General features: G+C 65.9%; 19 protein-coding genes. 12 read left to right on the forward strand and 7 right to left on the reverse strand.

Going from position 1 to position 20569, the window contains the following annotated elements; translation table 11 throughout:
* Nucleotides 1-4: 4 nt before the first annotated feature.
* Nucleotides 5-817 (forward strand): hypothetical protein, encoded by an 813-nt coding sequence (locus tag A3ES_RS0129355; protein ID WP_040455852.1) that lies wholly within the window; start codon nt 5-7, stop codon nt 815-817.
* Nucleotides 818-825: 8 nt separating this feature from the next.
* On the opposite strand, the gene A3ES_RS0129360 is transcribed toward A3ES_RS0129355, so the two are convergent.
* Entirely contained in the window at nt 826-2634 is a 1809-nt protein-coding gene (locus A3ES_RS0129360; protein WP_020390422.1) for a sialidase family protein, read from the reverse strand.
* Nucleotides 2635-2797: 163 nt separating this feature from the next.
* Between A3ES_RS0129360 and A3ES_RS0129365 the strand changes: the two genes are divergently transcribed.
* The 8 genes from A3ES_RS0129365 (at nt 2798) to A3ES_RS0129400 (ending at nt 8243) form a co-directional block, all read left to right on the forward strand.
* Entirely contained in the window at nt 2798-3421 is a 624-nt protein-coding gene (locus A3ES_RS0129365) for a bifunctional 4-hydroxy-2-oxoglutarate aldolase/2-dehydro-3-deoxy-phosphogluconate aldolase (protein WP_020390423.1), read from the forward strand.
* Nucleotides 3422-3703: 282 nt separating this feature from the next.
* Entirely contained in the window at nt 3704-4768 is a 1065-nt protein-coding gene (locus tag A3ES_RS0129370; RefSeq protein WP_020390424.1) for a sugar kinase, read from the forward strand.
* Nucleotides 4769-4906: 138 nt separating this feature from the next.
* Nucleotides 4907-5221, forward strand: coding sequence for a RidA family protein (locus A3ES_RS48815; RefSeq protein WP_020390425.1), 315 nt, complete (start codon nt 4907-4909; stop codon nt 5219-5221).
* Between the two features lie 81 nt (nt 5222-5302).
* Nucleotides 5303-6133, forward strand: coding sequence for a hypothetical protein (locus tag A3ES_RS0129380; RefSeq protein WP_157630804.1), 831 nt, complete (start codon nt 5303-5305; stop codon nt 6131-6133).
* The gene (locus A3ES_RS0129385) at nt 6130-6441 is read left to right on the forward strand and encodes a hypothetical protein (RefSeq protein WP_026163311.1); all 312 of its coding nucleotides are present in this window, start codon (nt 6130-6132) and stop codon (nt 6439-6441) included. The genes A3ES_RS0129380 and A3ES_RS0129385 overlap by 4 nt, the downstream gene beginning before the upstream one ends.
* 110 nt (nt 6442-6551) lie before the next feature.
* The gene (locus A3ES_RS0129390) at nt 6552-7397 is read left to right on the forward strand and encodes a nucleotidyltransferase family protein (RefSeq protein WP_020390428.1); all 846 of its coding nucleotides are present in this window, start codon (nt 6552-6554) and stop codon (nt 7395-7397) included.
* Nucleotides 7394-7705, forward strand: coding sequence for a hypothetical protein (locus tag A3ES_RS0129395; protein ID WP_020390429.1), 312 nt, complete (start codon nt 7394-7396; stop codon nt 7703-7705). Before A3ES_RS0129390 ends, A3ES_RS0129395 begins: the two co-directional genes overlap by 4 nt.
* A 124-nt stretch (nt 7706-7829) precedes the next feature.
* Nucleotides 7830-8243: a VOC family protein gene (locus tag A3ES_RS0129400; protein WP_020390430.1), complete on the forward strand. Its 414-nt coding sequence runs from the start codon at nt 7830-7832 to the stop codon at nt 8241-8243.
* A gap of 4 nt (nt 8244-8247) precedes the next feature.
* Here A3ES_RS0129400 and A3ES_RS56810 read toward each other — a convergent pair whose 3' ends face one another.
* From A3ES_RS56810 to A3ES_RS0129415, 3 genes are read right to left on the reverse strand one after another with little or no spacing between them, the layout of a single operon-like run.
* On the reverse strand, nt 8248-9720 hold the full coding sequence (locus tag A3ES_RS56810; RefSeq protein ID WP_020390431.1) for an ATP-binding protein: 1473 nt from the start codon (nt 9718-9720) through the stop codon (nt 8248-8250).
* Nucleotides 9720-11381 (reverse strand): FAD-dependent oxidoreductase, encoded by a 1662-nt coding sequence (locus A3ES_RS0129410; RefSeq protein WP_040455843.1) that lies wholly within the window; start codon nt 11379-11381, stop codon nt 9720-9722. The genes A3ES_RS56810 and A3ES_RS0129410 overlap by 1 nt, the downstream gene beginning before the upstream one ends.
* Nucleotides 11382-11436: 55 nt before the next feature.
* Nucleotides 11437-13212: a chitinase gene (locus tag A3ES_RS0129415; protein ID WP_026163313.1), complete on the reverse strand. Its 1776-nt coding sequence runs from the start codon at nt 13210-13212 to the stop codon at nt 11437-11439.
* Between the two features lie 228 nt (nt 13213-13440).
* On the opposite strand from A3ES_RS0129415, the gene A3ES_RS0129420 reads away from it, so the two are divergent.
* The 3 genes from A3ES_RS0129420 to A3ES_RS51670 all read left to right on the forward strand — a co-directional run bounded on the left by A3ES_RS0129420 (nt 13441) and on the right by A3ES_RS51670 (nt 18309).
* Nucleotides 13441-14247 carry a hypothetical protein gene (locus A3ES_RS0129420; RefSeq protein ID WP_157630805.1) on the forward strand — a complete coding sequence of 269 codons (807 nt, stop codon included), beginning with the start codon at nt 13441-13443 and terminating at the stop codon, nt 14245-14247.
* A 408-nt stretch (nt 14248-14655) separates the two neighbouring features.
* Nucleotides 14656-15093: a hypothetical protein gene (locus tag A3ES_RS0129425; protein WP_020390435.1), complete on the forward strand. Its 438-nt coding sequence runs from the start codon at nt 14656-14658 to the stop codon at nt 15091-15093.
* A gap of 390 nt (nt 15094-15483) precedes the next feature.
* On the forward strand, nt 15484-18309 hold the full coding sequence (locus A3ES_RS51670) for a S8 family serine peptidase (RefSeq protein ID WP_020390436.1): 2826 nt from the start codon (nt 15484-15486) through the stop codon (nt 18307-18309).
* Between the two features lie 94 nt (nt 18310-18403).
* Here the strand turns inward: A3ES_RS51670 and A3ES_RS48825 are convergent, their stop codons facing one another.
* The 3 genes from A3ES_RS48825 to A3ES_RS55625 form a co-directional block, all read right to left on the reverse strand.
* A complete protein-coding gene (locus A3ES_RS48825; RefSeq protein ID WP_020390437.1) occupies nt 18404-18757 on the reverse strand; it encodes a transposase in 354 nt (117 codons plus the stop codon).
* A 52-nt stretch (nt 18758-18809) separates the two neighbouring features.
* Nucleotides 18810-19631 (reverse strand): hypothetical protein, encoded by an 822-nt coding sequence (locus tag A3ES_RS0129440; RefSeq protein ID WP_157630806.1) that lies wholly within the window; start codon nt 19629-19631, stop codon nt 18810-18812.
* A gap of 268 nt (nt 19632-19899) precedes the next feature.
* A complete protein-coding gene (locus tag A3ES_RS55625; RefSeq protein WP_020390439.1) occupies nt 19900-20355 on the reverse strand; it encodes a hypothetical protein in 456 nt (151 codons plus the stop codon).
* Nucleotides 20356-20569: the final 214 nt, after the last annotated feature.

The following is a 20569-nucleotide window of genomic DNA, read 5'->3' on the forward strand; positions in this document are numbered from 1 at the left end:
CTCAATGCTTCCGGACAATGAGGTCGCGATCGACCTGGACGACGGCGGGCGCTGGACGTCGCTCATCCTCGGCGGGCGCGAATGGCTGTGGTCCGGGCCGGGACTGATCGCGGGTTCGCGCGAAGGGCTGACGGAGTACGTCGACGTCGGCGGGCTGGACGAATGCTTCCCGACCGTACGCGGCGTGCCCGACCACGGCGGCTTGTGGAACCAATCGTGGGGCTCCCTGGATGAGGATGAAGATTGGGACGTCGTCCCGTACGGCGAGGCTGTGCTGCTCCGCCGCTTCAACGGAGGCGAAACACCAGTGGAGGCGGGCGATGCCGGGGCGATCTGGGTCGACTATCGCCTGATCGCTCCCGCCGGGTATCGCTTCATTTGGGCTGCTCACACGCTGCTCGATTGCGCGGTCGGAGCATCTGTCGAGGTTCCGGCCGACACTGTTTGCCGCTTGTATCCGCAGGATGGTTCTGATTGGGCGGAGAGCAGTAGCTGGTCGGAGCTCGACCTTGCCACCTACGGCCCTTCGGACGGCACCGCGCTCGGCGCTGTGCTGGTCGACTGCCCGACTGCTTCGGTTGTTGATCAAGGCATCGAGCTGACTTTGTCGCTGAGTTGCTCTGGGCAACCGGTTTCTGTTGCCTTGTGGCGGAATCTGGGTGGATTCCCGGCGCAGGCGCCGTACCGGAGCCTGGGTGTGGAGCCCATGCTGGGCAGGGTTTTCGGGTTGTCGGAGGCCGGTCCCGGGGACGCAGCCGTGGTGCCGGAGTCGGGTGAGCTGACCTGGCGTCTCGTGGTGACCGCCAGGTCAGTCTGATGATCGTGCTACCCGAGCGGCAGATCGAGTACTACGTTCGGGACCGTCGTGACGTTGCTGGTCCGGATGCTGTTCAGCTCGGCGGCCGTGATCGCGCGCTTGTAGATGCGGACCTCGTCGAGCGACCCGTCGAAGTGATGCAGTCCGTCGAGGCGCTGACCGACGTACATCTTGAACGGCCGTCCCGGGCTGACCGATCCAGCAGGCGACGCGACACTTGCGGCCGGTACGCCGTCGACCCAGATGGCCAACGTGCCCGCTTTCCGTTGCAGGGCGACGTGGTGCCAGGCGTTGTCGTTGTAGGCCTTGGTGGTTGCGACGACCGCCGTGTTTCCGCCGGTCGTGATCAGCCCGCGAATGCGAGCGTCGGCCGGCTCGGCGCGCAGCCAGAACTGCGAGAACTCGTTGAGGTTGTAACCCCAGAAGATTGCCTGAGGCGTCGTTCGGGCGCCGTACTTGATCCAGGTCATCGCGGTGAAATCACCCGCCCCTACGGCGAGCGACTCGGCGAACGGCAGCTGGATCGCGTCATCGGTTCCGTCCAGGTCGCGCGCCTGGCCGAACTTGCCGGCGACAACGGTCGTACCGCCGCGAAGGATCCCGTTGTTTCCCAACCCGGAGACGTCCGGCGTAGTCGGCCCGGGCGGTCCGTCAGGCAGCCCGATGTCGGTCTCGGTGAACCGGGCGAACCGGATCTGGTCGCGGGCGTCAACCGTCCCGGCTTCGTACAGCAAGCCGATCTCACCGGTGTCGAGCATCGTCATATCGGAGTACCCGGACCAGTCGCTGGTGATCCTGGTGCCGTCGGCAACGGACTGCCAGGTCTTGCCTTCGTCGAAGCTCGACCTGATCGTCATGTACCTCCGCCGCTCGGGATCAGCCGGCGAGGCGAACAGGATCCGGTTGTACTTCGCTCCCTCGTCGGTCGCCCGCAGCCGGAGCAGCGAGCCCTGCACGATCGGCGTGGTCAGGCCCGGGATGGTCGCGTACTTCGTCGCGTAGGTCTCACCGCCATCGTTGCTGACGGCAAATGCACGGCTGTCGTTCCCGGTACCCGCACTGTTGTTCCTGGCACCGGCATAGATGCCGCCGTCAACCTTTTCGACGACGCTGATCTCCTGGGGAACCATCCCGTCGCTGCGCAGGTCGGTGGCGCCCTTGTGCCAGGTCTCGCCTTTGTTGTCGCTGTAGACGAGTTGCCCGCCGCCTTTGCCGTCGACGTCGTAGTTGGTCCCGGCCACAAGGCGCCCCTTGTGGGCTCCGCGGGTCAACTGGATGCCGTGCACCGGGCCGGTCGCGTACCAGCCCCAGGTCGGGTCGTCGATCTGGCCGCCGATGTTCGTGGCTTTGCTGAACGTCTTCCCGTCGTCATCGCTGAACTGGACGTACGGCGTACGCGGGCGGCTCGACGTGCCGGGGTCCATCGTGGTGAGCAGGACGATCCGGCCGCTCTCCTGGTCGACGATCGGGGTCGGGTTGCCGCGGGTGGCGACGGCATTGGGGTCTGCGTCGGTGCCGGACAAGACGACCTCCTGAGCCGACCAGGTGCGGCCGTCGTCTTCGGACCGGCGTACGACGAGGTCGATCTCCTGGGAGTCGCCACACCAGGTACGTCGCGCTTCGGCGAAGGCGAGGAGGGTGCCGAGCTTGGTTCGCACGATCGCGGGGATTCGGTAGCAGCCATAGCCCGCGCCGCCCTTGTCGAACAGGACGGTCTGGGTGACGGCGGCATCGGCGGGTTGCGTTTGCTGGGGTACGGCGACGAGGCCGGCGGCCAGCAGAGCGAGGGAGACCAGCAAGGGGCGGAATCTGGGCATGGGTACCTGGACCTGCCTTCCGGTGAACGGAAAGTAAACAACGGGGCGGGTTGCTCACTCTGTAACTTATCCACCGATCGGCGGTGTCAAACGCTGAACATCCCACGTCCTATGTCTGGATCGATCAAATAGGCTGAAAGTCTTCGTCTAAGGGGTGAAGTAAGTGGAGTTGCTCGCGGAACTCGGTCAACGCAAGGTCCTGGCGATCATCCGGGCGGACGGACCCGATCGGGCGCTGGAGTGCATTCGCACGCTGGTGGCCGCGGGGATCACCGCCTTGGAGGTCTCACTCACGACGCCGGGTGGCGCTGAGGCGATCTCCAAGGCGCGTACGGAGTACGACTCATCGGTGCTGATCGGCGCGGGGACCGTCGTCACCGCGGAGCAGGCGGATGAGGTCGCGGACGCCCGAGCGGATTTCGTCGTCACCCCCGGGATCACGCGCGGCGCCAAGCGCAGTGTCGAACTCGGCCTGCCCTTGCTGTGCGGCGCCTTGACTCCGACCGAGGTCATCGCCGCCTTGGATCTCGGCGCGTTGGCCGTGAAGATCTTCCCCGCCAAGCTGCACGGCCCCGGCTACCTCCGCGAACTCCGCGCCCCGCTCCCGGACGCACCGCTCATCGCCGTAGGCGGAGTAGACGTCACCACCGCCCCGCAGTACCTGGCAGCCGGCGCCTTGGCAGTAGGCCTCGGCTCCCCCCTCCTCGGCAACGCAGGCACCGGCGGCTCCCAAGCCGACCTGGCCCACCGAGCCGCCGCCTTCCTCGAGGCCGTCGCCCATGCATAACCCCCAACTCTTTTGCTGGAGGTCGCGTGGGCGGAGGTCCAGCCCATCAATGCCCGGCGTACCGCCCCTCTCCCCCGCTCAGCACCACCATGCCGAGCCACCATTGATGGGATGGAGCTCCGCCGCCGCGAGGCCCCGGGCCCACCCTGCATTCGCGGAATGGGCTGGGCTGCGGAGGTCCAGCCCATCAGTGCCCAGCCCTTCCGGCCACTCCCCCGCTCAGCGCCGCCGTGGCAGGCGACGATTGATGGGCTGGATCTCCGCCCTGCATGAGGAGTACTGATGCCAGAGGTTCTTACCTTCGGCGAGGCGATGGTCTCGCTGCGGTCCAAGGCTGCCCTGCGGATGGGTGGCGACGTGCATCTGTCGGTAGCCGGTTCCGAGAGCAACGTGGCGATCGGATTGGCTCGCCTCGGCCATGACGTCGCCTGGTTAGGTGCCGTGGGCAACGATGAGCCCGGTCGCCTGATCCAGCGCACCCTCCGCGCCGAGAACGTCGACACCAGCTATCTCCGCTTCTCCGACGACTCGTTCACCGGGTTCATCGCCTTCGACCAACCGGCGCACGACATCACCCGCGTCAGCTACCACCGCCGCGGCTCAGCCGGTTCGACGCTCACCGCAACGGAATGCCTCGCCGCCCTCGCCGGCAGGCCATCCACCGCCGCTGCCACTGGTACGCCGACCGCTGTCGACCTCACCGGTTCGGTGCCCACCACCACTCCCACCGGTACGCCGTCCGCTGTCGCCCTCGCCGGTTCAGCGCTCTCCGCCAGCCCGGGGACGCCACGCATCCTTCACGTCACCGGCATCACGCCGGCTCTCTCCGACACGGCCCGCGCCGCGACGCTGGCCGCAGTACAGGCCGCTTCTGCTGCTGGCATCAAGGTTTCGCTGGACGTGAACTATCGCGGCCGCCTCTGGTCCCGCACAGACGCAGCCGCCGTACTGCGTACGCTGCTCCCCCACGTGACCACGGTCTTCGCCTCGGACGACGAACTCGACATCCTCACCGACGCCGACGACCCAGTCGCCGACCTGCTCTCCACCACGATCACCGAGGTCGTGATCACCGCCGGCGTCAAGGGCGCCTGGACCCACACCACGGACGGCACCCTTCACCGCCCAGCCCTCCCGGTGACCGTGGTCGACTCCATCGGCGCCGGCGACGCCTTCGTCTCCGGCTACCTCTCCGCCACCCTCGACAACCTCCCACCTGAAGACCGCCTCGCCCGCGCCACCACCTCCGGCGCCTTCTGCGTAGGCGCCCACGGCGACTGGGAATCCCTCCCCACCCGCGAAGACCTGACTCTCCTAACCCACACCCACGGCACAGCACTCCGCTGACAGAAGACCAGAGGACCTTCTAGGGTCGCCAGATGGGAAATCACTTCAATCCACCGGGTATCTGGGCTCCCAACGGCCGCGCCTTCAATCAAGGCGTGATTCAACCGGAGGGAAAAGTCATCCCATGTCACCGGTCAGGTGGCCTGGGACGAGAACAGCAACGTCGTAGGTGCAGGCGACGCCGCCGCGCAACTGGAGAAGAGCCTGGACAACGTCCAGGTAATCCTCAGCCAGGCAGGTGGAACGCTCGCCGACATCGTCAGCATGACCATCTACTTCCTGAACCGCGACGACCTACCAGCGATCCAGCAGGCGCGCTCCCGCGCCCTCCCGGCCGCCACCGCGCCGGCCAGCATCCTGATCCAGGTCGCCGGGCTGGTGATTCCTGAACTGCTCGTCGAGGTCGTCCCGATCGCCGTCATCCCGCTGGACAGATTCCGCGATCCAGCATGACGCTTGCTCGGAGTTCCTCAACTTATCCACAGATCCCAAGAACCACCCCACAGCACAGTCTGTTCTTCCTACCGTTGATGGATGAGCATGACTGGGGGCTCGGCCCGGCTACCTGAACCGACCGAACTACAGGCACTGTTCGCCGAGCGGCATCCAGTGAAGTGGGGTGACAAGCTGCCGACCGCGACCCAGCTCGTCGCCGAGTACGGCCTGGACGCCGCGCGTCTCAGCCTGACCACCTTGCAGAGAAGGCTTCGAACGGAGCAGCGGACCACCGCGGACTTTCTCGCCGCCGTACCGGACGGTGCAACCGCCTACAACCTCGACTGCCGGGTGAAGTCACCGATATCACTCGCGCGGCAGTTCGAGAACAGGCTGGAGCGGGACAAGGAAGGCGAGCCGGACGACGTACTGCGGTACACCGTCCTCTGCCGAACGCCGAACGAGCTGGTCGCCGCCGCGAGGTTCACGACCGACCAGTTGCAGGACAGTGGATGGGCGATGAAGTCCGCGATGCACTCCTACACCGCAGGTAGCCGATACAAAGGTCTGCACGCGGACCTACGGACGCCCGCCGGTGACATGGTCGAGGTGCAGTTCCACTCGGTTGCCTCGGCCAAGGTCAAAGAGGCGACGACCCGCCCCTACGAGATCGAGCGAAACGCCGCTTCCACCGACTCCGAGCGAGCCGCAGCCCGGCGGCTCTGCGTCGAACTCTCCAACACACTCGCCGTACCACTCGGGCTGGACACGGTGCGAACACTCGGCAGTGTGGCAGTGGGGGTCAACAACTACAGTGATTCGCGCAGCCGGAGTGGCCCGGCGAGTGCGCACAGCACGAGCACTGCGACCGAGCGACAAGTCCAACGGCACCAGCCCGAGGCGCGCCAGATTGACGGGACGGGCAGATGAGGCTTTATCTGGTCAAGGATGGGGAGCGGCAGGTTTGGGTTGCCGCGTTGGCTCATGAGCACATGTACGGGTATGTAGCCAACACCGGCTACTTTCATGACAACAATGCTCTGCGCAACGACTTCTACATGGACTTCGACTATCAGTACGAAGAGATCGACATTGTCCAGGCGAAGGCGTTGATCGCCGCGGGAGTCGGGCAGATCGACGAAGCCACTAGGGCCGACGCACTGGCGAAGTGGCGGGCTGATCCGCGGCCGCTGGCACCAAATGATGTGTTTGCTGCGGTCGCTGGGCTTACGCCATAGGTGGTGGGCGCTGGTTGTCCAGATTGGCACTCATCCCTTCCCTGCGCTGACTTATCCACAGATCCCAAGAACCACCCCACAGCACAGTCTGTTCTTCCTACCGTTGATGGATGACCACGACGGGAGGCGCCCAGCCCGCCGAACTGCGCAACCTGCCGGAGCCAGTTGAACTGCATGCGGTCCTCGCCCGAAACCGACCGGTGAACTGGGGCCATCCGCTGCCGACGAAAGCTGAACTGGTCGCCGAATTCGGCCCAGAGGCGGCGCGGTTGGCTCTAGCCGCGTTACACGCGAAGATCGCCATCGAGCCCGCAGCTACAGCCGAGTTCGTAGCCGCCTTGTCCGACGAGAGCACCAGCTACAAGCTGGAGTCGAGGGTGAAGTCACCACAATCACTCGCCCGCAAGTACTCCGACCAACTGGAGGCGCTCGATGACGACGAGCCGGACGACATCCTCCGCTACACGATGCTGACCGAATCACCGCACCAACTGGTCGCCGAAACTCAACGGACAGTCGGCCAACTGTGTGACTCCGGCTGGCGGCCGGTATCCGCGATGCACTCGTACACCGATGGCAGTCGCTACAAAGGAATCCATATCGGCTTCCAGCGGCCGTCCGGCGAGACAGTTGAAGTGCAGTTCCACTCAGCCGCTTCCGCCAGGGTGAAGGAGGCGACCACGGCGCCGTACGAGATCGAACGAAATGCCAACTCGAGTCCGTCCGAACGCGCGGCGGCGCGGGCACTGTGCATCGAGTTGTCCGACTCGCTAGAACCGCCGGCAGACGTTGCGGCTCTGCGGACCGTGGGCGATCTACCGGTCGAGGTCAACACGTTCGGTGATTCACGCCGAGAAGATCCACCGGGGACTGCGAGGATCAACACCGACAGCGCGAAGTCCACCCCAACGGCCTACAGATCCGCGGGCCGTCGAATCGATGGGATCGGCAGATGAAGCTCTACCTCGTCACCAAGGGCAACCGCCGTCTGTGGGTCGCCGCCCTCGCCCACGAGAACATGTACGGCTACGTGCAGAACACTGGCTACTTCCACGACAACAACGCCCTGCGCAACGACTTCTACCTGGAGAACCGCTTCGGATACGAAGAAATCGACATCACGCGGGCCAAGGCCTTGATCGCAGAAGGCGTCGGCCAAGCCGACGAGTCCAAGCACGCCGACGCCCTCGCGAAGTGGCGGGCTGATCCGCGGCCGCTGGCTCCGAATGACGTGTTTGCTGCGGTGGCTGGGCTTACGCCCTAGCCGGTGCTTCCAGCGGTGGGGATGGTTGTGCACTCATTGCTTCCCTGCGCACAGAGGGTTCTTGGGATGGGTACTGGGGCTAGGCTTCTTTGCTTCATCGTCGACGTATCAGAGGACCGGCATCATGGCGACCTATCCCGAACTGATGCACACTGCGCTGGACGCTACCGACGTGCGCGGGCTGGCGGAGCTCTACCGTGAGTTACTCGGATTGCGCTACCGCTCCGGCGACGAGCCGCCATCCGACGGCGCCGCCGATGACGCCGACTGGCTGGTACTGGTGGATGGTGACGGGAAGAGGAGGCTCGCGTTCCAGCAGGTGAGCACACTCCCCCGCTCGACCTGGCCTGAGCACGACATCCCGATGCAGTTGCACCTGGACTTCGCAGTACCGACGCTGGAAGACCTTCGCCGCCATCGCCGGCGCGCCGAAGAACTCGGGGCGCGGCTCCTCCTCGACCGTACCGACGAGCAAGGCGAGCCGCTCTACGTGCTCGCCGACCCCGCCGGCCATCCGTTCTGCCTGCTGGTCGCCTAAGACCTCAGATCAGATCGGCCTGAGCCTGGATCTCCGACTCCGGGTTGATCGGAAGCACGATCTTGAACCGGGTGTTCCCCGGCTCGGACTCGACGCGCAGGTCGCCGTGGTGTTTCTTGACGACGATCCGCCACGAGATGTCCAGGCCGAGACCCGTCCCCTCGCCGATCGGCTTGGTGGTGAAGAACGGTTCGAAGATCCGCTGCCGGATGTCCTTCTGGATACCGGGTCCGGTGTCACCGATCTCGACCAGCGCGTAGGCACCATCGCGTTTGGTGCGGATGGTCAGCGTGCCGGAGCCGTTCATCGCGGCGACGGCGTTGTCGATGATGTTGGTCCAGACCTGGTTCAGCTCGGCCGCGTACGCCGGGATCGGCGGCAGCTCCGGGTCGAAGTCCTTCACCACCGTCAGGCCGTCGAACTTGCCCGACATCATCACCATCGTCGACTTCAGCAGTTCGCGCAGATCAACGATCTGGTACGGCGCCCGGTCGATCTGCGAGTACTGCTTGGCGGCCCCGACCAGGGTGGAGATCCGGGTCACCGAGTCGTCGATCTCGTTCATCAGCGACTCGGTGTCGATCGTGTACATCAGCCAGCGAACAGCACCTTCGAGGTACTCCGGTCCGACGGCGGTGAGGACGTTCTCCATCCAGGGCACGTCGAGGCCGACCGCGGCCAGCACCGGCGCGACGTCCCAGCTGTTGCGCACGTCATGGTCGTCGAGCCAGTCCGACAGCGAGTCCTCGGCGTCGCTGAGCTCCATCGGCGACAGCTCGCGCGCCTTGGCCACCCGCTCGACCGCGTCCTCCTGGATCTCGACGATCTTGTGCAGCTTGGTCGCGTCAAGGGTGCCGTCGGCAAGCATCGCGAGCTTGGATCGCATCCCGGCGACCCGCTGGCGAAGCGTCGCCGCGGCCCGGACTGCGGCAGCTGCAGGGTTGTTGAGCTCGTGCGTGAGGCCGGCCGACAAGGAGCCCAGGGCAAGCAACCGCTCGCGCTGGCCCATCGTCTCGTTGGTCCGGCGCATCCCCATCACGAAACCTTCGATCAGGTGCACGGCCATCGGGAACCAGGTGTTCATCATCGTCGCCATCGCGGCGGCCTCGATCACGAAGAACTCCGATGGCTCCAGCACATATAGCGACGCCGTGTAGCCCTTGCGGTCGTCGGTACCGAAGAAGGCGTGGAACGCACCGGCGTACACGCCTCGCTGGGAGGTGCGGTTGATCTCGACCTCCTCGCCCTGCAGCAGCTTGCACATCCGCAGCCCGCCGGACATCAGCACGTAGCAGCAGGTCGCCTCGTCGCCCTCGGCGAAGACGCGGCCCTCCTGCACCTCGATGATGTGCCCTTCGCGGACCAGCCAGTCGAGCTGCTCGTCGTTCAGCGACTCGAACAGGAACAGCGTGCGCAGCTCGTCGCGAGTGATCCGGCGCGGTTCGGCGGTCCCCGAAACAGTCTCAGGCTCGGTCATCAGAGCATCTCCAGGTATCGGTGCACCAAGGTCACGGCCATCGCCCCGTCCCCGACCGCGGAAGCGACCCGCTTGACGGACTCGGCCCGGACGTCGCCCGCCGCGAAGACGCCCGGCATGCTCGTCTCCAGATGGTACGGATCCCGCTCCAGCGCCCAGCCCGGCGGTCGCCCGCGCAGGTCCGGTCCGGTCAGCACGAATCCACGGTCGTCGCGCAACAGGTCACCTGGCAGCCAGTCGGTACGAGGTGCGGCGCCGATGAACACGAACATCCACTCCGTATCCACCTCCCGGCTCTCCCCGGTCACGCTGTTGGTCAGCGTCACGCGTTCCAAGTGGTCCGAACCCTTGCAGGACACCACCTGCGTACAGGTGTGCACCTCGATGTTGTCGATGCCGCCGAGCTGATCGATCAGGTACGACGACATGGTCGCCTCGAGCGAGGGACCTCTGACCAGCATATGCACGCGTTTGGCATGTCTCGAGAAATAGACCGCGGCCTGACCGGCGGAGTTCGCCCCGCCGATGATGTAAACCTCCTGGCCTGCGCAGCTCGGCCCTTCGGTGGTCGCCGAGCCGTAGTAGATCCCGCGGCCGCACAGGTCGTCCACGCCGGGCGCTTCGAGCGTCCGGTACGAGACGCCGGTCGCCAGGATCACTGAATGCGCTGAGATCTCGCTGCCGTCGGAGAACTGCAGGCGCCGGGCGGACCCGATCGTCTCGAGCCCGACCACCTGGCGCGCGGTCAGCAACTCGGCGCCGAAGCGAACCGCCTGCCGCCGGGCCCGGTCGGTCAGCTGCGCCCCCGACACCCCGTCGGGGAAGCCCAGGTAGTTCTCGATCCGGCTCGACTGGCCAGCTTGGCCGCCGGTCGCGACCTGCTCGACCAGGACGGTCCGCAGCCCTTCGCTGGCGCCGTACACGGCAGCACCGAGGCCGGCAGGGCCGCCGCCGACCACCACGAGGTCGTAGAACTCCTCGGCGGGGTGGGTGGACAGACCGACCTTGTCAGCCAGCTCGGACTCCGACGGCGCCACCAGCACCGTACCGTCCGCAGTGATGACCACCGGCAGCGTCGTACCGTCGATGCCCGCGGCAACGAGTAGTCGCTGGCTCTCCTCGTCGTCGACGCCCATCCAGCGATAGGGCACGGCGTTGCGGGCGAGGAAGTCGCGCGCGGTGAACGACGGCGCCGACCAGCGATGGCCGATCACCCGGGTCTCGTCGCTGGGCACCTCGGGCGTCGACTTCCAGAGGTCGAGCATCGAGTCGACTACCGGGTAGAGCTTCTCTTCCGGTGGGTTCCAGGGTTTCAGCAGATAGTGGTCGAGGTCGACGACGTTGATCGCCTGGATGGCGGCGTCCGTGTCGGCGTACGCCGTGAGCAGGACCCGGCGGGCGAGCGGGAACAGGTCCATCGCCGCTTCGAGGAAGTCGATCCCGGACATGCCCGGCATCCGGTAGTCCGCGAGCAGCAGGGCGACCGGCTCGCCCCGCAGCTTGAGCTCCTTGAGCGCGTCAAGGGCCTGGTCCGGGGCCTCTGCCCGGACGATCCGGTTCTCCTCGCCGTACCGGCGCCTCAGATCGCGGGCGATCGACCGGGAGACGCCCGGATCGTCGTCCACGGTGAGGATCACCGGGCGGGATGTTGACGTTGGCATGCACCTTTCATACCAGCGGTCGGCGAATTCCCGTCATCGTTCATCCACAGGCGCACTACGGAAGGGCTGCGAGGTACGGCGCGTGGCTGTTCTGGAACTCCCAGTTGTAGTAGCGGTCCCAGTTGATCGACCAGGTCATCAAGCCGCGGAACGACGGCGATGGACCGCCTCTAAGGGTGTAGCCACCACAACTTTGGCCCTTCACCAGACAGTCGAGCGCTTGGTGAACGGCTGCGGGGGCGGTGTAGCCGTTCCCTGCGCTGACCGCGGCCGGCAACCCGAAGGCGATCTGATCCTCGCGGAGACCCGGGAAAGTGTGGCCGGTGTTCGCGACCGGGAAGCCGGCCTTGATCATGTCGGTCATCGCGATGTGGAACTCCGCGCCGCCCATGTTGTGGTAGACGTTGTCGAGCCCCATCACGGGCCCGGAGTTGTAGTCCTGGACGTGCAGCACGGTCAGCGCGTCGCGCATCGCGTGGATCACCGGCAGGTACGAGCCGGTCCGGTTGTCGCCGCCGCCCGCGCCGCCGTAGAACTGGTAGCCGACCTGCACGAAGAACGTCTCGGGCGCCATCGTCAGCACGAACTTCGCCCCGTACTTCGCTTTGAGCGTTTTCAGCGCGCTGATCAGGTTCACCACCACTGGGGTGGTCGGGTTGCGGAAGTCGGTGTCGCCGGCGTTGAGGTGGAGCGAGTGGCCCTCGAAGTCGATGTCGAGCCCGTCCAGGCCCCACCGGTCGATGATCGCGCTGACCGAGTTCACGAACGCGTCGCGGGCCGCCGTACTGGTGAGCTGGACCTGACCGTTGGCGCCGCCGATCGAGATCAGCACCTTCTTGCCCTGGGCCTGTTTCGCCTTGATCGCGGCAAGGAAATCGGCGTCGCTCTCGACGTTCGGGCACTCGCTGACCGGGCAGCGGTTGAACCGGATGTCGCCCGACGTGACCGAAGTGGGTTCGCCGAAGGAGAGGTTGATGAGGTTCCACGCGGCCGGGATGTCGGCCATCCGGATGTACCCCGAACCGTTAGCGAAGCTCGCGTGCAGGTAGCCGATCAGGGCGTGCTTCGGTAGGCCTGTGCTGGTGCAACCGGTCGTAGTACCGGATGCTGCTGCGCTCTTGGCCGACTCCCCGTTGCTGTTGTACGCCGCGACTGTATAGCTGTGACTAGTACACGCGGCTAGGCCGTCGACGCTGGTGGAGGTACCAGTCACCGTCTTGACCGCGGTGGAGCCTTCGTAGACCCGATACCCGGTCACTGTGCCAGTGGAGGCCGGCCAGCTCAGCGAGATCGCGCTGTTCGTAGTACCGGTGACTGACGGCGCCCCTGGTACTCCGGGAACGCCAGCCGGCGGGTTGCCGCCGGGCCCGTCGAGGTTGACGTCATCAGCCTGGTACGCCGGTTGCCCGTACCACCCATGCAAGTAGATCTGCGCCGACGTCTGACTGGCACCACTCGTAAACGCGACCGTCAGCTGGCTGTAGCCACTAGCCGAGGGCGTCCAGGTAGAGGCACCACCCGTCACACCCAGGTAGACATACGACCCACGCACCCAGGCCGACAACGTGTACGCCGTACTGGGCTGCACCGCCACCGTCTGACTGCACTGCGCAGTATCGGATGCCGACACCGCTCCATTCAACGCAAATCCGCCAGACCGGGTCGGGCTGGTAATCACCGACCCACCCGAGCAGGTCCACCCACTCAACGACCCCGCCTCGAACCCGGGATTGACCAGCAGATTCGCCGCCTGCGCAGTCTGCGCGACACCGACAAGACCGGCAACAACAAGCAGAAAGCCAAGAAGCGCGGCAAAACACCGTGAACGCATGGGCGGACCTCCAGCAGCGAGAGTGCATTAAGTAGAGACCTTGCAAAACTCCCGGTCAAGGCATCGCTCTGTCGGAAACCCGCCTCTGTGGGAAACCCGCCCGGTACCTGCAGGGCAGGAGCGGTCGCCTCAGCGCTGTTCGTGGTGTTTGGACACGGTGAAGCGGACTCGCTATCGTGCGCGGGCGACCGGAGAACCACCGGAGCATCCGTTCCGGAGGTGGGTTCCGTGGTCCCGAGCATCCTCAGTAGCGCCATCTCGTTGGTGTCAGTAGACAGCACCGCCTACAAGATCGGCACCGCTATACCGACCGTGTTGGGGCTGGCCCTGCTGATCGGTGGGCTGGTGGCGCTCCTTCGCATCAACCGCCGCGACAGGGCCACGCCGACGCCGGTCTTGCCGCCATCAGTTCCCAGCACCGCCTCCCACCCGGATGCCATGCCGCCGTACAGGCACAGCGACGCGCCCCACGTGTCCGGCATGCACAAGCCGAAGGACCGGGCCAAGGAGATTGCGATCGTGTGCCTCGCTGTCGGCGGAGTGATCGTGCTCGGCGGCCTGGCGAACTCGATGCAGTCGGCCAGCGCGGAACCCGAGCGGCGAATCGTGATCGCCGAGACAGCCGGAGGGGTGCCCCGCGTCCAACTCACGCCAGAGGTCACCGCCACGCTGGAGCAGCGTCGAAGCGCCGCCGCCCAGAAAGGCATCGAGCTCCAGTACGGCGGGTACGCGCACCCCGCAGGCGGCGATGCCTACATCCTCTTCCTGGGCGGCAAACAGCAGGCTTCCGATCCGGAACAGAGCATCAACGACTTCTTCGCCGGTATCGCGGAGAGCAGCGGCGTACAGGCCAAGCTCACGGAGTACCCGGCCGGCGACCTAGGCGGCGAGGTGCGCTGCGCCGCCACCACCGAACTCCGCTGCGCCTGGGCAGACCGGACCACCTACGGAATGCTGATGGCAACCAACATCACCGAAGCAGACCTCGCCGCACTACTGATCAAGATGCGCCCCAACCTCGAACAACCGAAGTAACCACCCCGACCTAGCCCCTGACCGGGCGAGCATCTGAGCCCATACAGCAGCGTCGACCGGGGGTAAGCTCTGCCTTCGGCCCGACGGGCGAGTCCGGTGGGGAGGATGGGACACCAGATGATGATGCGTGCCGGTTTTGCCCTGCTCGCCGTGCCACTGCTGGTCAGCTGCGGCGGCTCCGCCGAGCAGAGCGCGCCGCCACCGAGGGTACCGGCCACAGCTTCATCGACTCCGGCACCGCAAGCATCGGCTCCTGGGCCGAAGCCATTACGTACTTCAGCGCCGCGGCCGACCGCGCCCACAGCCACGTCACGGCAAGACGATCTTGCCCAGCTGGTCGTCCGATCCGCCACATTCACTCGACCGTCGTCGCGCGACTGGGATCAGCAAAGGATCGGTCCGTTCGACGTGGAGCGGTTCGTCAGCAAGTTGTCCGGGACGCCGAAGGAGGATCGGAGGCTGCTCGCCCGGACCGGATTCGTCCAGGGGTATGTCAGCATCCGCATGTCGTCTGATGACCGGCGCCTGGTCGTCTACCTGTACCGGTTCCGTACTCACGAAGGCGCGGTAGCGCTCCAGAATAGCTTCTGGAGACAGTACGAGCACGGCGACACCTTCACGGTCCGGGGCATCCCGCGCACCTGGACGGATGCAGGATTGAAAAAGAAGTCGTCTCCCACGCTCTTCATGGCAACTGCGAATGCGGACTTTGTCGTCGGCAACGTTCTCGCCCAAGTGACAGTGACCGAGTCCAGCAAGACCGCCGACGGCCTACGCCCAGACACCCGACTCGCCGCCACCATCTCAAACCTCCAGCACGATCACCTCCTCAAGGCCGCCGGCTGATCCATCACCACCGCAGCACCTGCACACGCTCTACGCAGCTACGCGCTGAATATCGATCGGACAGCCGTGCCTGGCTAACCGTGGGCTGAAGAGGCGCAGCCCTTGAAAGGCGCCCATGGCTGCATCGGCGCAGACGGCTGCGAAGCAGGGACCACCGAACCCAAGGTGCCGTGTGAATTCACAGGGTTCGCTGGTTGGTGGCGTGCAGATCGTTATGTAAGGTTTTTTGCGGAGCCGTAACGTCGGCGGTGGCGGTAGCGATGGGTGCAGGGGCCGCTCTTGCGGTTCGTTCCCGCCCTGTCTAGGCCTTGGGGGTCTGCGTTGTCCCGCTCCGTCCGTTTGCTGCATCTGGCCGTGCCCGCGGCCCTGGTTGCAGGTGGTTTGGTTGTTGTGACCGGCTCGTCCGGTTCGGCTGCCGAGCCCGGTCCCTACCGGCCGCCGTTCACCGCTCACCACAACTCCGCGAAGGCCGAGTTCGAGCCGAACGCGGTGATAGTGAAGTTCAAGAAGAAGGCCACTGCCTCGGCCCGCGAGGCCGCGGTCTCGAAGTTCCGCGCGACCACCGAGGACTCGGTGTCGTCGGACATCGTCAAGCTCGAGGGCGACCTCCCGGCCCCGGAACTGCTGAAGAAGGTCAAGGCAGACCCGACGGTCGAGCTCGCCGCGCTGAACTATAAGCGCCGCATCGCAGCCGTCCCGAACGACGAGTACTACGGCACCGACCAGGCGCTGTCCCTGAACACGGTCCGGGTCCCGCAGGCCTGGGACCTGTCCAAGTCGACCGGCAGCCAGATCGTCGCGGTGCTCGACACCGGCGTCGACGCCGGCCACCCCGACCTCGCCGGCCATCTCGTGCCCGGCTACAACGCGGTGTCGAGCACCCGGCCGAACCCGGTCGACGACAACGGCCACGGCACCATGACGCTCGGCATCATCGCCGCCGGTGCGAACAACGGCATCGGCGTGGCCGGTGTCGGCTGGAACGTCAAGGCGATGCCGGTCAAGGTCTTGGACGCGAAGGGCGAGGGGTACGACGCGGACATCGCCGAGGGCGTCGACTGGGCGGTCGCCCACGGCACCAAGGTGATCAATATGTCCCTGAGCGGTCCGGGCGACAACGCAGTCCTGCGCGACGCGATACAGCGCGCGGTCGCCGCGGGAGTCGTCGTAGTTGCCGCGGCCGGCAACGAGGGCAACGACGTCGTGCAGTACCCGGCGGCGTACCCGGAGGTCATCGCCGTTGGGGCGACCAACGCCTATGGCGTGATGACCTACTTCAGCTCGCACGGCGACTGGGTCGACATCGCCGCACCCGGCTGGGACATCCTCAGCACCGGCGTACGGTCGATGACCCCGTCCGGCTATGAGCCGTACTGGTACTGCACCGGTACCTCCTGCTCCGCGCCGATCGTCGCCGCTGTCGCGGCGCTGGTGAAGAACAAATGGCCGGCGTTCACGCCGGCCCAGGTGCAGACCCGGCTGAAGTTGCTGTCCCGCGACGCAGGTCCGCGTGGCATCGACCCGTACTACGGGGCCGGTGTCCTGGATGCATACGCCGATCTCGGTGGCAAGAGGACCGGAGACTTCCGGATCAACCCGGTGGGGGGCACAGACCAGCCCGGGGACGCGGCTGAGATCGTCTCGGTTCCCGCCACGTCCAGCTCGGTCGTCGGAATCGAGGGCGACGTCAACTGGAGCGAGCTGAAGTCGAGCGTGGCACGCAACCTGAAGGTGACGCTGACCGGGCCAGAGTTCGACTGCGCCAACTCGGCGAACTTCGCACCGCGACTCGACGTGTACGACGGCGAACTCCGATCTCTGGCGCATGCGGTGAACGCGTTCCCGGCAACGGGATGCGGCCAGCCGGTCAAGCTGTCCGTAACCGTCAACGTCAGCGCGCCGGCCGGCAGCACGTTCTTTGCCGTGCGCAACGACAACGGGTCGTGGGACAACAGCAAGGCCTACACGCTCTCCATCACCGAAGAAGGCGCCGGCTCCGCCCCGACAGGGACCGCGTATCCCGTGCGGGACGTGCTTCCGCGGGATATGTCGGAGACGACCCGGACAATGGATCCGTCAGTGACATTCGCACGTGATGTGGTCGCGAACACCGTGACCGCGTCCACGGTGCGGCTGCTGAGCGGAAAGACGGGCACCACGGTGGCTGCGACGGTCGCCTACGACGCAGCGACCAGGCGGGCCGTGATCACTGCGACCCCACCACCAGCCGCCGCATACCCGGATGACCCCGAGGCGCTGACCGACAACACGCCGTACCGGATTCGCGTCACGGGTGTCCAGGAGGCTGACGGTACGCCGCTGGCACCGTTCACCAGCACCTTCTTCACGGCAGACACCGTGCCGCCGCAGGTGGCGCCGTTCGATGCAACTGGTGCGTACCTGGCCGCGAACCTCTCATGGACGATTCACCCCATGACCGACCTGGATAAGGTCATCGTGCGGCGGAACGCCGGCAACACCGTACCGACGCCGACCACCGGCACGCTCGTCTACTCGGGCACCGGGACCGCGGTGAAGGACACGGGTCTGGCGCAGGGCGTCACCTACACGTACGCCGCGTTTGCCCTGGATCACCCCGGCCAGTACAGCTTGCCCAACCTCAAACGACTGCTGGGGATGAAGACGGGGATCAGCACGACCTCGACGCTGATCAACTACGGCGGGTCGATCACCTTGCGTGGGAGCCTGCTCGGGATCGACAACAAGGCGTACTACGGCGTGCCGATCAACATGTACGTGCGGCCGAAGAACTCGTCGACGTTCAAGCTGCTCGCTACCGTGAAGACCACGAAGACCGGAACCGTCAGCTACACCTACAAGCCGACGGTGTCGTCAGTGATCATGATGACCTTCCCCGGCAACGACGACATGATGGGGACCCGGACGCCGGACATCACCGTGCAGGTCGCGCCGACGATCTCGGCGACGCTGTCGCCAGCGACGATCCGGCTCGGGCAGGCGACGAAGTTCTCCGGGTACCTCGCTCCGGCGCACTACGGCAAGCCTGTCTACCTGCAGCAGTACGCGAACAAGACCTGGAAGTCGATCGCCTCGGTCAAGCAGAGCGCCTCAGGGGCCTACGCCTTCGGCATCAAGCCGGCCATCCGCGGCCAGATCGCCTACCGTGTCTGGTTCCCCGGCGACGCCGATCACGCCCAGGCGTTCGCGACAAACAAGATCCTCACGATCAGCTGACCCAAACGCGCCCCGGCCGCCTACCGACCGGGGCGCGTAACCGCTGTCTATCGCTCCCGACACGACGCTGTCGTACGCGTCGTTGAAAGAGTCGTCAGAGTCGCGACCGACGATCTTGGGACCTCGCCGCACGCGGCGGGCCGCACCACGAGAACCAGACCTCGACCAGGTTCATCCAGGATGCGTGGGTGGGTGTGAAGTGCACGCTGACGCGGGGATTGCCAGCCAGCCAGGCCTTGATCTTGGGGTGTTTGTCGGCGGCGTAGTTGTCCATCACCAGGTGCAGTTCGCGCTCGGGGTGGGCACGGGCGACCTGCCTGAGGAAGGCCAGGAACTGTTCGTGGCGGTGTCTCGGTTTGCATGCCGCGGAGCCCTGGCCGGTGGCGATCTCCAGGCACGATCCCGTCTTGTTTCCGCACGCCTTCAGCAGAGCTTTGGACGGCGGCAAAAGGATTGCCCCGCCCCAGCAGAGCCGAGCGAGGCAAGAACAGCAGTAGTGGCTACTCGCCGACGAGTTGGGGTCCGCGAGCGCCAGTCAAGAGGAAGTACTGCGGAGGGCGCCAGCCGGCGTCGCCTGTGCCGATACTCTTGATGACGGTCGATTCACCTGTGGCGCGCGTGAGGGCGTAAATGCTCACTCGGTTGGCATCGTCGTCGAACGCGGCCAGGACGCTTCCGGACGTACCGCAGCGCTGAACGACTAACGACTCGAAGGCCGAGTAGCCGGTACTGCGGACCTTCTTGACGATCGGCTTGATCGAGGCGGTGGCGGGGATCCGGATGGTGTACAGGGCACCGCCGGTGGTGGTGGCGAGCAGCGTGTCGTACGTCGCGGTCTCGGCGATCAGCGTCATCGCCTTGAGCGAGCTGAAGCCCGGCGCCGAACCCCAGCTCCGGATGCCAGACGCCGTGGTGTACCGGTACAGCGAGCCGTTGGTGTTCAGGGCGTACAGGTACGAGTGCGGCTTGGTGCCCTGCACATAGTTGGACCTCGAGAGCTGGCGGAAGGTGCTCCAGCCCGTGCCGATCCTGGTCGCGGAGACGGTCGGCTGCTGCGCGACGCCGTCGTACGTGACGCGGGTGGCGTACATGTTCGAGCCTTGCAGGATCAGGCCGGAGTAGGACGACCTGCCGCCGGCTTCTTCGGTGTAGTACGAGGTGGCGTTGGCGGTGCTGTTGAACATCGGGAACCCGTCACGCACGCGCACCTGTGGCGGCTTGGTGGTGGTGATGTCGTACCCGCCGGACCATCCGTCTGCCATGGCGCCGGCCGACAGCCCACAGCCCAGTAGCGGGGCGGGCGTAGCGGCTGCCGCGGTCATGGGCAGCACTGCTGCCGCAGCCAGGCTAGCGAGAGTCAGCGCAAGACGTTGCATGCTTTTCAACGAGATCCCCTTCATCAACGCCCTGATAGGGCGTGCCGCTCACATATCCCGGCCACCAGGCGCCGCACCCGCGAGCAACACCGGCGAGCCCCGGAGTTTATATCGTTCGAAGCCTTCTGTAGCAACTAAATTGCAGCTTGTTGCAACCCCCCTTGCTTGAGGCCGAACCGCTGGCACTCGTCGCTCCGCCGTGTGGGCATGGCCGTCACGGTCCGCAGCTCAGGCATGGCCAGACCAGGCCGCAGTTGACGCATCTGCCATCTACCCCCGGCGCCGCCAGCCGTAGCCCACCGACTGCCGCCCAATCCTTCCACTCCCGCGTCGACCGCCCGCCACCGGCTGCCTGCGACGCGTCGGTAGTACCGGTCGCCGGTGGGGCCGAGGCTTCCGCAGTACCGGTCGGTGGTTCAGTTGGTGCGTGCGCAGTGCTGGTTGGTGGTGGGGATGTGGGGAGCCAGCGGATCTCGGTGGTGCCGTTGTGTCCGTGGACCGCCAGTACGGCGTCGATGCCGCCCTCCCAGGCCGACGTCGCCGGCCATTGCCCCCGCCAGCGCAGCGTCACCGTGCCGTCGGACCACTCGACGCCCTCGGCAAGGGTGTCGTCGGCACCGGACGGCCGGACCAGGTGGAAGAGCCTTGGCTCTGGCTGCGGGGTGTTCATGGTCCAAGGCTGGTTGGTGAGGGGGTGTGGTCACCAGGTGTGAGCTGTGGGCTGTCCAAACAGCCCACAGTCACCAAAGCCTCTATCCCCTTGCAGGGTTGAGCTTCGGGCGGTGCCGCAGCCGGTTCTGTCGGTAGGGCCTTGTAGATTCTTGTTACGCACCGCAACCAACAGGCGTGACCAGTGGGCTGGCCAGACCAGCAGCTCGAACAGG

Source organism: Kribbella catacumbae DSM 19601 (assembly GCF_000372465.1).
Lineage (GTDB): Bacteria > Actinomycetota > Actinomycetes > Propionibacteriales > Kribbellaceae > Kribbella > Kribbella catacumbae.

Excerpts from the sequence above, each read along its gene's own strand:
- A3ES_RS0129440 (WP_157630806.1), bottom strand. The coding sequence starts at position 19,631 with ATGACCGCGGCAGCCGCTACGCCCGCCCCGCTACTGGGCTGTGGGCTG.
- A3ES_RS0129400 (WP_020390430.1), top strand. The coding sequence starts at position 7,830 with ATGGCGACCTATCCCGAACTGATGCACACTGCGCTGGACGCTACCGAC.
- A3ES_RS0129360 (WP_020390422.1), bottom strand. The coding sequence starts at position 2,634 with ATGCCCAGATTCCGCCCCTTGCTGGTCTCCCTCGCTCTGCTGGCCGCC.
- A3ES_RS0129355 (WP_040455852.1), top strand. The coding sequence starts at position 5 with ATGCTTCCGGACAATGAGGTCGCGATCGACCTGGACGACGGCGGGCGC.
- A3ES_RS0129415 (WP_026163313.1), bottom strand. The coding sequence starts at position 13,212 with ATGCGTTCACGGTGTTTTGCCGCGCTTCTTGGCTTTCTGCTTGTTGTT.
- A3ES_RS0129390 (WP_020390428.1), top strand. The coding sequence starts at position 6,552 with ATGACCACGACGGGAGGCGCCCAGCCCGCCGAACTGCGCAACCTGCCG.
- A3ES_RS0129370 (WP_020390424.1), top strand. The coding sequence starts at position 3,704 with ATGCCAGAGGTTCTTACCTTCGGCGAGGCGATGGTCTCGCTGCGGTCC.
- A3ES_RS0129395 (WP_020390429.1), top strand. The coding sequence starts at position 7,394 with ATGAAGCTCTACCTCGTCACCAAGGGCAACCGCCGTCTGTGGGTCGCC.
- A3ES_RS55625 (WP_020390439.1), bottom strand. The coding sequence starts at position 20,355 with ATGAACACCCCGCAGCCAGAGCCAAGGCTCTTCCACCTGGTCCGGCCG.
- A3ES_RS0129410 (WP_040455843.1), bottom strand. The coding sequence starts at position 11,381 with ATGCCAACGTCAACATCCCGCCCGGTGATCCTCACCGTGGACGACGAT.
- A3ES_RS56810 (WP_020390431.1), bottom strand. The coding sequence starts at position 9,720 with ATGACCGAGCCTGAGACTGTTTCGGGGACCGCCGAACCGCGCCGGATC.
- A3ES_RS0129385 (WP_026163311.1), top strand. The coding sequence starts at position 6,130 with ATGAGGCTTTATCTGGTCAAGGATGGGGAGCGGCAGGTTTGGGTTGCC.
- A3ES_RS0129380 (WP_157630804.1), top strand. The coding sequence starts at position 5,303 with ATGAGCATGACTGGGGGCTCGGCCCGGCTACCTGAACCGACCGAACTA.